General features: G+C 42.6%; 11 protein-coding genes. All 11 read left to right on the top strand.

Translation table 11 applies throughout. The features are described 5' to 3' along the window. The first annotated feature begins 8 nt into the window (after positions 1-8). A complete protein-coding gene (locus CVT00_RS08655) occupies positions 9-947 on the top strand; it encodes an ABC transporter permease (RefSeq protein ID WP_107914839.1) in 939 nt (312 codons plus the stop codon). Beyond that, positions 944-1,744 carry an ABC transporter permease gene (locus CVT00_RS08650; RefSeq protein WP_103571736.1) on the top strand — a complete coding sequence of 267 codons (801 nt, stop codon included), beginning with the start codon at positions 944-946 and terminating at the stop codon, positions 1,742-1,744. Before CVT00_RS08655 ends, CVT00_RS08650 begins: the two co-directional genes overlap by 4 nt. After that, positions 1,741-2,421, top strand: a complete 681-nt coding sequence (locus CVT00_RS08645) for an ATP-binding cassette domain-containing protein (RefSeq protein ID WP_107914837.1) — start codon at positions 1,741-1,743, stop codon at positions 2,419-2,421. Before CVT00_RS08650 ends, CVT00_RS08645 begins: the two co-directional genes overlap by 4 nt. Further along, positions 2,418-3,167 (top strand): ATP-binding cassette domain-containing protein, encoded by a 750-nt coding sequence (locus CVT00_RS08640; RefSeq protein ID WP_107914835.1) that lies wholly within the window; start codon positions 2,418-2,420, stop codon positions 3,165-3,167. Before CVT00_RS08645 ends, CVT00_RS08640 begins: the two co-directional genes overlap by 4 nt. Before the next feature lie 26 nt (positions 3,168-3,193). Further along, entirely contained in the window at positions 3,194-4,270 is a 1,077-nt protein-coding gene (locus tag CVT00_RS08635) for an epoxyqueuosine reductase QueH (RefSeq protein ID WP_107914833.1), read from the top strand. Positions 4,271-4,380: 110 nt separating this feature from the next. Continuing rightward, positions 4,381-4,827, top strand: a complete 447-nt coding sequence (fabZ, locus tag CVT00_RS08630) for a 3-hydroxyacyl-ACP dehydratase FabZ (protein ID WP_107914831.1) — start codon at positions 4,381-4,383, stop codon at positions 4,825-4,827. 25 nt (positions 4,828-4,852) lie between these two features. Beyond that, positions 4,853-5,641, top strand: a complete 789-nt coding sequence (gene lpxA / locus CVT00_RS08625) for an acyl-ACP--UDP-N-acetylglucosamine O-acyltransferase (protein WP_107914829.1) — start codon at positions 4,853-4,855, stop codon at positions 5,639-5,641. Next, positions 5,641-6,873 (top strand): ATP-dependent Clp protease ATP-binding subunit ClpX, encoded by a 1,233-nt coding sequence (clpX, locus tag CVT00_RS08620; RefSeq protein ID WP_021088133.1) that lies wholly within the window; start codon positions 5,641-5,643, stop codon positions 6,871-6,873. Before lpxA ends, clpX begins: the two co-directional genes overlap by 1 nt. 9 nt (positions 6,874-6,882) lie before the next feature. Then, on the top strand, positions 6,883-7,920 hold the full coding sequence (locus CVT00_RS08615; RefSeq protein WP_002939972.1) for a rod shape-determining protein: 1,038 nt from the start codon (positions 6,883-6,885) through the stop codon (positions 7,918-7,920). Next, positions 7,910-8,665, top strand: coding sequence for a rod shape-determining protein MreC (mreC, locus tag CVT00_RS08610; protein WP_107914827.1), 756 nt, complete (start codon positions 7,910-7,912; stop codon positions 8,663-8,665). The genes CVT00_RS08615 and mreC overlap by 11 nt, the downstream gene beginning before the upstream one ends. Continuing rightward, complete coding sequence (gene carB, locus CVT00_RS08605; RefSeq protein WP_103558962.1) at positions 8,665-11,925, top strand: carbamoyl-phosphate synthase large subunit; 3,261 nt, start codon at positions 8,665-8,667, stop codon at positions 11,923-11,925. The genes mreC and carB overlap by 1 nt, the downstream gene beginning before the upstream one ends. Positions 11,926-11,933: the final 8 nt, after the last annotated feature.

Raw genomic sequence — 11,933 nt, 5'->3', positions numbered from 1 at the left:
TAAAAACTTTGTTTAGAGCCATTTTAAAAACAGCGATCTCAAGTCTTGGGTTGCTGTTTTTTATCTCATTTTTTCTATTTTTGCTCATATACTTTTTGCCAGGAAATGTCACTGACGCGATGTTTTCAAGGAGTGAGGCGATAAATTTAGCCATAAAAGAGCAAATTTTAGAAAATTTGGGGCTAAAAGATGGCTTTTTCGTGCAGTATTTTAGATGGCTGGCTCACTTTGTCACAGGCGACTTTGGCACTAGCTTTGTAAGCGGGGCAAGTGTGTCGCTGCTCATTAAAGAGAGGCTCTTAAACTCGCTTATTTTATTTTTTGCTTCGTTTTTTCTGATAACTCTTTTGTCCTTTTTCTTGGGGCTTTTAAGCGCCATTTATAAGAATAAATTTGCTGATATCTTTATAAATTTTAGCTCCTTTTTGCTGGCATCACTCCCTCATTTTTACATCGCACTCGTGCTAATAGCGATCTTTAGCGTCTATCTAAACTTGCTACCAAGCTCTGGGGCAAACGAGCTAGGATCTAGCGGCGTTGGGGCTAAATTTATCATCTTGCCAACGCTTGCCATCATCTTGCCACACCTTGGCGCAAACGTGAAATTTGTAAGAGACAGGCTAAATCAAAGCCTAAACGCCGACTTTATCCAGACGGCTCACGCTAGAGGCTTGGGACGGGGCAAAATTTATCTCTTTGCCATAAAGCACGCAAGCACCGATATAGTCTATTATTTCGCCACACTTGTAGCTGGCGTTTTTGCTGGCTCATACGTCATTGAGAGCATTTTTTCATTTCCAGGTATAGGCAAGCTTAGCCTTGATGCAGTCATCGCTAAAGACTATCCAGTCGCACTTGCGACCATTTTGCTAACGGCTGTTTTTGTCGTTTTTGCAAATTTGCTGGCTAAAATTTTTGCTATCTTGGCAGATAAGAGAAATTTATGAGAAAAGTCATATTTTTCCTAGCCTGTTTTGTCTTTTTAGCACTTGTCACATTTGCCTTTGTGACGCCGTTTTTTTCTAAATTTGAGCCAAATTTCACTGACTTTATGGCGGTAAATTTAGCCCCAAGTAGCGAGCACATCTTTGGCACTGATATCCTTGGTAGGGACAATCTTATAAGAGTAGCCTACGCGCTTAAAAACTCGCTTCTTATCTTGCTACTAGCTGGCTTTTTAACGACGCTTTTCTCGCTCATCTACGCATATTTTGGCACGAGCAAGAGCAAGGTTTGTGAGAGCCTTTTTGACAAGGGGCTTGATGCTTTTTTAAGCATACCAAACATCGTTTTTATCATGCTTTTTAGCTCATTTAGTAGTGGAGATCTGCTCATAACCTCTTTTATCATCGCCATTTGCTCGTTTATGCAAGGCGCAAAAGTCTTTATGCAAAATTTAAGACTTAGTAAAAAGTGCGACTACGCCGAGCAAGCTGTGATAAATGGAGCTAGCAAATTTAGCCTTATATGCTTTGAAATTTTGCCAAATTTAAAGCATCTAATAGTTAGTATCTTTGGCATAAACGCGATAAACGCGGTCGTCATGGAGGCTACGCTTGGCTTTTTTGGCGTGGGTAGCGACGCAAATAAAATAAGCCTTGGCATCATGCTAAATGAGAGCAAAGAGGCGCTTTTTCTGGGCTCTTGGTGGATGGTGCTTTTCCCTGGCGTGACGCTCTTTTTGCTCATCCTCGCAACCTCGATCATCACGTCAAATTCAAAAAATGGCAATATAAAAATATGATAGAGATTAAAAATTTAAACGTTTTTTATAAGGATAAAAAGCTTTTGCGTGAGCTTGATTTTGATATGAGTGAGGGTAAATTTATAGGTATCACAGGTGCAAGTGGCAGTGGTAAATCGCTCTTTGCAAAGAGTTTAATAAGGCTTTTTGATGATGATTTTAGAGTGAGAGCGGATAAATTTAGCATTTACAAAAAAGATATCTTAAAACTTAGCCAAAATGAGCTAAAAGAGCACCGAAAAAAGGTCGCTGCGCTCGTTTTTCAAAACTCAGTTGCAAGCCTTCATCCGCTCTTAAACGTGGGCGATCACTTTAACGCCTATCTTGGCGGCGATAATAAATCAAATAAAGAGCTTGCATTTGCTTATTTTAGGGAGTTTGGGCTGGGTAATGCAAATCTCATCTGGCACAAATACTCATACGAGCTAAGTGGCGGCGAGGCGAGCCGTGTGCAGATCGCTCTGGCGCTTTGTCTGAAGCCAAAAATTTTAATCTGCGATGAGATAACAAGCGGGCTTGATAGCATTAGCGGTAGCCATGTGGCAGGCATCTTAGAGAGCTTAAAGGGCAAGATGAGCGTCATCTTTATCTCACACGATGAGGCGCTGACAAGCTATCTTAGTGATGAAATTTGGCAGATGAGAGATGGGCGGCTAAATTTAAAGGAAAATGCGTGAAAATCAGGCTTGAAAACGTCTCAAAAAGTTTAAGTTTTAAGGAGCATTTTAACGCTAGGGCTGAAGTGTTGCACCTTTTAGAGGGGATAAATTTCGAGCTTGATGATGGCGAAAATTTAGCCATTTTGGGTCAAAGTGGCAGTGGTAAAAGCACGCTTGCAAAGCTCATATCATTTAGCGAGCCAAAAAGTGGGGGCAAAATTTATATAAATAATGAAGAGATCACGGACAAAAATGAGCTAAAAAAAGATATCAGATATATCTTGCAAAACCAAAAACAAGCCCTAAATCCAGCGCTAAAAGTAAAAACAGCCATCGCTCATGTGAGATCATATCTTAAGCTTAGCTTTAGCGAAAATGAGCTCAAAGAGCTTCTAGTAAATTTAAATTTAAAAGATGAAATTTTAGAAAAATATCCATCTCAGCTAAGTGGCGGCGAGGCGACGAGGGTTGGGATACTGCTAGCGCTGCTTTCAAAGCCAAAAATCCTAATCTGCGACGAGATAACAAGCGGGCTTGATAATGAGACGAAGCAAAAGATCATAAATTTGCTTTTAAGCTTAGATGAAAAGATCAGCATTATCTTTATCACGCACGATATTTTAAGTGCGATGAAGATAGCGCAAAAGGTGCTAATAATAGAGGCTGGCAAGCAAGTGGCGTGGGGTAAATTTGAAGATCTTGCAAGCCAAAATGTCCTTAAAAAATACCTCGATGCAGCTAAATTTTATGACGCCAAACTTTGATATAATGCAAGCAAAAAAGGTCAAATTTGCTAGTTCATATCTGCTGCTCGGTCGATAGCCACTACTTTTTACAGCGCCTACGAAAAGACTATCCAAATGAGCGAATAGTAGGCTATTTTTACGATCCAAACATACATCCATATAGTGAGTTTTTACTGCGTTTTGAGGACGTGAAGCGAAGCTGTGAGAAGCTTGGCATCAAGCTAATATGTGGCGAGTATGACTACGAAGCTTGGCTTGGTGGCACAAAGGGGCTTGAAGATGAGCCAGAAAAGGGCAAAAGGTGCGAGTACTGCTTTGACTTTCGTATGAAAGACTCCGCTAAAAAAGCACTTGATCTTGGTCTAAATAAGATCACGACGACACTTTTGATGAGCCCAAAAAAGGACTTTTCTCAGCTTAAAAAGGCGCTTGATGAGGCGGTGGCTGGCTCAAATTTAGAAGCCGTTGCGGTTGATTATAGAAAAAATGGTGGCACAAGCGAGCAGTTTATCCTCGCTAAAAAAGACAAACTCTATCACCAAAACTACTGCGGCTGCGTCTTTGCGCTAAAAAAACAGCGCGACTCGCAAAATTTACCCCAAAGTGAGCTAATGAGCGAGCTGCACGCAAGGGCACTTTATGGCAGCATTGAGGCTAGACTTGAGCTTTACAAAAAGGTGCGCCTTTGTGAGGCAAAGGGGGAGAAATTTCACCTTTTTAGAAGGCGATTTTTAAACTACAGGCTTTTGCGCGCTAGTGTGAAATTTCAAAATGCAGTGGTGCCAAGCTACTTTGTGCTCTACTCTGGCTTTAAAAGAGAGAATTTAAAGCTAAATGTAGAGCGCGACTGCGAAATGGACGATGAACTAAAAGAGGGTGCGATATTTATGGGCATAGAGCGCTTTAATAAATTTACAAATAGCAAATTTAAAAGCGTTGATGAGCTTTGTAAAAGGCCGCTAGAGCTTGGCGCTGAGATGAAATTTCGTAGGCAGATATGCGGGGAGTTTTCGCAAAATCCTATCATCATCTTAGACGAGGTCAAAAAGGGCAGCTACGAAATTTACGCAAAGGCTGTTTTTTACAACGACAGCGAAGAAATTTTGGTTTTAGAGAGCTAAATTTAGACCCATTAAGGCTAAATTTCAGAGATTGTAAAAGAGGCTAATAATTTTTTTCTTAGTATAAATTTGTTACAATCTGCCAAAATTTACATTACTAAGGCTAAAACGTGATAGACGTCGTAGAAATTCAAAAAATTCTTCCACATAGATTTCCTTTTTTGCTTATCGATAGAGTTGTCGAGCTAGAGCCTGCAAAAAACATCGTCGCTTATAAAAATGTAACCATTGGCGAGCCGATATTTCAGGGGCACTTCCCAGGTCACCCGATCTATCCTGGCGTGATGATCATTGAGGGCATGGCGCAAGCTGGCGGCGTGTTAGCGTTTAAGAGTATGAGCGACGAGCATCAAGCTGGCATCGAGAATAAAGTGGTCTATTTTATGAGCATAGACGGAGCGAAATTTCGCCATCCAGTCCGCCCTGGAGATAGGCTAGAGTATAGATTAAATGTATTAAAACATAAAGGCAATATCTGGGTGCTTGAGGGCAAGGCATACGTCGATAATGTGCTATGCGCTGAGGCTGAACTAAAAGCGATGATAGTCGATAAATAGGCTTTTGCTTAAAAAAAGAGAGACAATGAAAAATATCCACCAAACAGCAGTTATAGAAGATGGAGCGATCATTGGAGATGACGCAAATATCGAGGCTTACGCATTTGTGAGTAAAAATGCGGTCCTTGGCAACAACGTCACGATAAAACAAGGCGCAAGGGTGCTTGGCAAGACGAGGATCGGCGATAACTCTCGTGTATTTAGCTACGCGATCGTGGGCGACATCCCGCAAGATATCAGCTATAAAGATGAGGTCGATACTGGCGTCATCATCGGCGAGCACGCAACTATACGTGAGTTTTGCACGATAAACTCAGGCACGCACAAGGGCGATGGTATAACAAGGATCGGCGATAACGCCTTTATCATGGCATATTCTCACATCGCACACGACTGCATAATAGGCAGCAACGTCATTTTGGCAAATAACGCAACTCTAGCAGGTCACGTCGAGCTTGGCGACTACGCTGTTGTGGGCGGTCTTACGCCTATTCACCAGTTTGTTAGAGTAGGTGAAAGCTGCATGGTCGCAGGGGCTAGTGCGCTCAGCCAAGATGTAGTGCCATTTTGCCTAGCTGAGGGCAACAGAGCCTATATAAGAAGCTTAAATTTAGTTGGCATTAGGCGTAGGTTTGATAAAGAGCAGGTTGAAGAACTTGTTCGCGCTTATAAATTTTTGTTTAATCAAGGAGTTAGCCTAAAAGATCAAGCAAATGAGCTGATCGCAAAAACCAGCGACGAAAATGTTAAAAAAATGTGTAAATTTATATTAGAAACGACAAGAGGAATTCCGCTTGCAAAAGGAAGAGATTAATGGCTAGAAAGTGTAATTTTTGTGGCGAGGCTGAGTCTGCTGAGAGAAGGTTATTAGCAGATATCGAAGGAAACGCCTATATATGCGAGTACTGTATAGCAGCAGCATACGATATGATACATGGTGATACGAGTGTAGAAGAGAGCAAAAACGATGAGGCGATAGAGTATCAAAAGCTCACTCCAAAGGAGCTAAAAGCGGTACTTGATAACTACGTGATCGGTCAAGATAGGGCTAAAAAGGTCTTTAGCGTCGGCGTATATAACCATTATAAGAGAATTTTTAAACAAAGCGACATCAAAGACGACACCGAAATTTCAAAGTCAAACATCTTGCTTGTTGGCCCAACTGGAAGTGGCAAGACCTTGATGGCTCAGACTTTGGCGAGATTTCTTGACGTGCCTATCGCGATTTGTGATGCGACAAGCCTAACTGAGGCTGGATATGTCGGCGAGGACGTTGAAAATATCCTTACAAGGCTCTTGCAAGCTGCAAATGGCGATGTGAAAAAGGCGGAGCAGGGCATTGTATTTGTCGATGAGATCGATAAGATCGCTAGAATGAGCGAAAATAGAAGCATCACAAGAGACGTTTCAGGCGAGGGCGTGCAGCAAGCGCTTTTAAAGATCATCGAAGGTAGCGTCGTAAATATCCCACCAAAAGGCGGCAGAAAGCATCCAAACCAAGACTTCATCCAGATAGATACGACAAATATCTTATTTGTTTGTGGCGGTGCATTTGATGGACTTCTTGACATCATAGAGCGCAGAGTTGGTAAAAACGTACTTGGCTTTAACCAAGAAAAACGTGGCAAAAACGAAAAAGAAAATTTACTAAGCCTGCTTGAGCCAGACGATCTTGTAAAATATGGCCTCATCCCAGAGCTCATCGGCAGACTTCACGTGGTGGCTACATTAAATGAGATAACAAAAGAGGATATGGTTAAAATTTTGACCGAGCCAAAAAATGCGATATTAAAACAATATCAAAAGCTTTGTGCGATCGACGGCGCTACGCTTAAATTTGATGATGAGGCACTTGAAGAGATAGCAAGCCTTGCTATCGAGCGAAAGACTGGAGCAAGAGGGCTTAGAAGCATAATGGAAGAGCTCATGACAGATATAATGTATGATCTGCCAGAGCTAAAAGACTACGATATCGTGATCTCAAAAGAGACGGTAAAAGATAAGGCAAAGCCGATTTTGGTAAAGCACAATAAATTAACAGCGTAAAGGAAATAGATGTTTTTAGATCAGGTTATAGGTTTTTTCTCTAGTGATATGGGTATAGATTTAGGTACGGCAAACACTTTGGTTTTGGTAAAAGATAAGGGAATAATCATAAATGAACCATCAGTTGTTGCAGTAAGACGTGAAAAATATGGAAAACAAAAAATTCTAGCAGTCGGCCACGCTGCAAAAGAGATGGTGGGAAAAACTCCTGGTGACATCGAGGCGATAAGACCGATGAGAGATGGCGTTATCGCGGACTTTGACATGACAGAGAGGATGATACGCTACTTCATAGAAAAGACTCATAGAAGAAAAAATTTCTTACGCCCAAGGATCATCATCTCGGTTCCTTACGGACTTACTCAGGTTGAGAGAAAGGCTGTTAGAGAGAGCGCGCTAAGTGCTGGTGCAAGAGAGGTATTTTTGATAGAAGAGCCTATGGCAGCAGCTATTGGTGCAAATTTACCAGTTCGTGAGCCACAAGGCAACCTTGTAGTTGATATCGGCGGTGGCACGACTGAGATCGGTGTCGTCTCACTTGGCGGTTTAGTTATCTCAAAGTCTATCCGCACAGCTGGCGACAAGATAGATAGCAGCATAGTTAATTACATAAAAGAAAAATACAACTTACTAATAGGCGAGAGAACAGGCGAGGAGATAAAGATCGCTGTGGGCTCTGCTGTGCAGCTAGAAAAAGAGCTAAGTGTAGTGGTAAAAGGACGCGACCAAGTGAGCGGTCTTTTAAGTAGGGTTGAGCTGACAAGTGAGGATGTGAGAGAGGCGATGAGAGAGCCGCTAAAAGAGATCGCAGATGCGCTCAAAACTGTGCTTGAGATGATGCCGCCTGATCTTGCTGGCGATATCGTCGAGACTGGTATCGTGCTAACTGGCGGTGGAGCGCTTATTAGAGGGCTTGATAAGTTCTTGTCTGATATCGTTAAGCTTCCAGTATTTGTAGCTGATGAGCCGCTTCTTGCTGTTGCTAGAGGCACAGGCAAGGCACTTCAAGAGATCGGACTTTTACAACAGCTAACAAATGAAGAGTAAGATTGTTCTTTTTGTTTTTATAGCGTTGCTTGCTGGCGCCTCGATGTTTAAGGGCGAAATTTTAAGCAACATATCTATCAAATTTAGCAACTACGCTATAAATTCATACGACAATTTTGCCAAAAGCGTGAAAGATTATATAAACGAATATTTTAGGCAGGCTAGCGAGATAGAAAAACTAAGAGCGCAAAACAAAGAGCTAGAGCGCTCAGCCACGCTTCTATCTACTTTTGCAAACGAGCTAAATCAAATTTTAAAAGATAAAAACTCAACTGCCTACGCCCCAGCTGTAAAGCTAGTAAAAGGGCTTAGCTACGTGCATATCGGGGATTATAATAAAATTTGGATAAGCGAGTTTGAAGGATACGACCCAAATAAAATTTACGGACTCATCTATCAAGGAAGCAGCGCTGGCATCGTTATCGCAAAAGACGGCAAGCCGCTAGCTTACTTGCAAAATGACCCAAAAAGTATATTTGCAGTCTATATAGGAAATGACAAAATTCCAGGCGTCGCGCATGGAAATCAAGGCCAAATAATGGTGAAATTTATCCCACAATGGCTCAGCCCAAAAGAGGGCGACGAGGTCTTTACGAGCGGGCTTGACGGGATATTTTTTAGTGGGGTGCCAGTAGGGCGCGTGAGTAAAATTTTAAAAGAGAGCTCCTATCAAAGCGTGATAGTAGAGCCCTATGCAAAGATAAACATACCAAACTACCTATACGTTGTAACAAAGGAAAAATGATGCCAAAAAGAACAGATATAAATACCATTTTGCTAATCGGCTCAGGCCCTATCGTCATCGGTCAAGCCTGCGAATTTGACTACTCAGGCACGCAAGCAGCCAAGACGCTAAAAGAGCTTGGATACCGCGTAGTGCTTATCAACTCAAACCCAGCCACCATCATGACTGACCCAAATTTCGCCGATGCAACGTATATAGAGCCGATCACAAAAGATAGCATTTTAAAGATCATTGAAAAAGAAAATATTGATGCTATCTTGCCAACTATGGGCGGTCAAGTAGCGCTAAATGCCGCTATGGAGGTCTTTGAGAGTGGTCTTTTAAAGGATGTTAAATTTCTTGGTGCAAACCCAGAAGCGATAAAAAAGGGCGAAGATAGACAAATTTTTAAAGCAACCATGCAAAAGATCGGCATGGACCTGCCTGAGAGTAGATATGCTTATAACATGGATGACGCGCTAAATGCGGCAAACGAGATAGGCTTCCCGCTAATAATAAGAGCTAGCTATACGCTTGGTGGTGCAGGAAGCGGCGTGGCTTATAATATGGATGAGTTTAAAGAGCTAGCCAACACCGGCCTTGACGCAAGCCCGATACATGAAATTTTGATAGAAGAGAGCTTGCTTGGCTGGAAAGAGTACGAGATGGAGGTTATCAGAGATAGGAATGACAACTGTATTATCGTCTGCTCGATCGAAAATTTTGACCCAATGGGCGTGCATACAGGTGATAGCATCACAGTCGCTCCAGCACTAACACTCACAGATAAAGAGTATCAGGCTATGCGTGACGCTAGCTTTGCCATACTTCGTGAGATCGGCGTTGATACCGGCGGCAGCAACGTGCAGTTTGCCATAGATCCAAAAACTGGCCGTATGATCGTTATCGAGATGAACCCACGCGTTAGCCGCAGCTCAGCGCTTGCTAGTAAGGCTACTGGCTACCCGATCGCAAAGGTTGCGACACTGCTTGCAGTTGGTTTTAGCCTAGATGAGATCAAAAATGATATCACAGGCACGCCTGCTAGCTTTGAGCCGGTGATCGACTACATCGTGACAAAGATTCCGCGCTTTACATTTGAGAAATTCCCAGGATCAAACCCATATCTAGGCACTGCGATGAAGTCAGTTGGTGAGGTCATGGCGATTGGTAGGACATTTAAAGAGAGTATCCAAAAGGCGCTTTGCAGCCTAGAACGCGATCTTTGCGGATTTAACAGCCTTAGCCTAGAGAAAAATGCCTTGGTTTATGGTATCAGAAATGCAAATGAGCAGAGAATTTTATACCTAGCACAAGCCTTTAGAGATGGCTTTAGTGTGGCTGAGGTGCGTGAGTTTAGCAAGATCGATCCTTGGTTTTTAGAGCAAATTTATGAGATAGTTAAATTTGAAGATAAGATCGACATGGATATCTTAAACAACGAAGAGCTACTTCGAGAGGCCAAAAGCATGGGCTTTTCAGACAAGATGATAGCCGTGCTTATAAATGAAAAAGACGATCTTGAGCTTAGTCAAAATGATATCTATTTTGCTAGGCAGAAGCTTGGTATCGAGCTTGAATACAACGAAGTCGATACTTGCGCGGGCGAATTTAAGGCACTAACGCCGTATCTCTACTCATCTACAAATATCACTAAATTTCCTAAAAAAGAGCTAGCAAAAGATGCTAAAAAGGTGATGATAATAGGCGGCGGTCCAAATAGGATCGGCCAGGGCATAGAGTTTGACTACTGCTGCGTTCATGCAAGCTACGCCCTAAGAGACCTTGGCGTAAAAACGATAATGTACAACTGCAACCCAGAAACCGTCTCAACCGACTACGACACGAGTGATATTTTGTACTTTGAACCGATCGATTTTGAGCATGTTAGATCAGTCATCGAGCGTGAAAAGCCAGACGGCGTAATCGTGCATTTTGGCGGCCAAACTCCGCTTAAATTTGCAAAACGCCTAAGCGTGATCGGCGCAAAGATCATCGGCACAACTGCAAGAGTGATCGACGTGGCCGAGGATAGAAAGAAATTTAGCGAATTTATAAATAAAATAGGCATCCTTCAGCCTAAAAACGATACCGCCACTAGCTTAGAAGAAGCCTTGCAAAAGGCCGCGACTATCGGCTATCCAGTGCTTGTTCGCCCAAGCTACGTCCTTGGCGGCAGGGCGATGAGAAGGGTGCATAACGAGAGCGAGCTAAAAGAGTATATGAGTGAGGCAGTAAAGGTTAGTAACCACTCGCCAGTGCTACTTGATAAATTTTTACAAGATGCAAAAGAGCTCGACGTAGATGCGATATGTGACGGCAAAGAGGTCTATATAGGCGCTATAATGGAGCACATCGAGGAGGCTGGAATTCACTCTGGCGACTCAGCTTGCATATTGCCACCGATGAGCTTAAGCGATGAGATGATAAAAAAAGTGGAGAAGCAAACCAGAGATATCGCGCTAAATTTAGGCGTTGTCGGCCTTATGAATATCCAGTTTGCTATCTATGAAAACGAGCTTTATATGATCGAGGTAAATCCTCGCGCGAGCAGAACCGTGCCGTTTGTGAGCAAGGCTACTGGCGTGCCTATGGCAAAGGTGGCTACAAGAGTTATGTGGCAGGGAAATTTACGTGAGGCACTTAAATTTTATGATGATTACAAGGTCGTTTATGAAGATGGTGACATCTTAAAACCTCGCGTAAGCTCGCATGTTTGCGTAAAAGAGTGTGTGCTACCGTTTAACAAGCTAAGTGGAGCTGATCTCATCCTTGGCCCTGAGATGAAGAGCACGGGCGAGGTCATGGGTATCAGCCACGACTTTGCAAGCTCATTTGCAAAGAGCCAGATCGCTGCTAGCAACACTTTGCCAAGCAAGGGCAGGGTGTTTTTAACATTAGCTGACGCTGATAAGTCTTACGCGCCTGATCTTGCAAAAGAGCTAATAGCGCTTGGTTTTAGCATCGTTGCAACTGGCGGTACGCATAAAATTTTAAGCGAAGCTGGTGTGGAGGCTGAGTTTGTATATAAGATAAGCGAGGGCAGACCAAACGTCGAAGATAGGCTTAAAAACGGCGATATAGCACTTGTTATAAATACAAGCGATACTAAATCAAGCGTAGATGATGGCAAAAAGATCCGTCAAAATGTACTTAGGTTTAAAATCCCTTACTTTACAACTATCCGTGCAGCACTTGCAGCTGCTAAGTCACTAAGCACAGTTCAAACTGGCAAAGCACTTGAAGTAAAAAGCTTACAAGAGTATCTAAGCGAGAAATAATAAATTTA

The organism is Campylobacter concisus (genome assembly GCF_003048675.2).
Classification (GTDB): domain Bacteria; phylum Campylobacterota; class Campylobacteria; order Campylobacterales; family Campylobacteraceae; genus Campylobacter_A; species Campylobacter_A concisus_F.
This window is presented reverse-complemented; position numbering and strand designations above follow the sequence as displayed.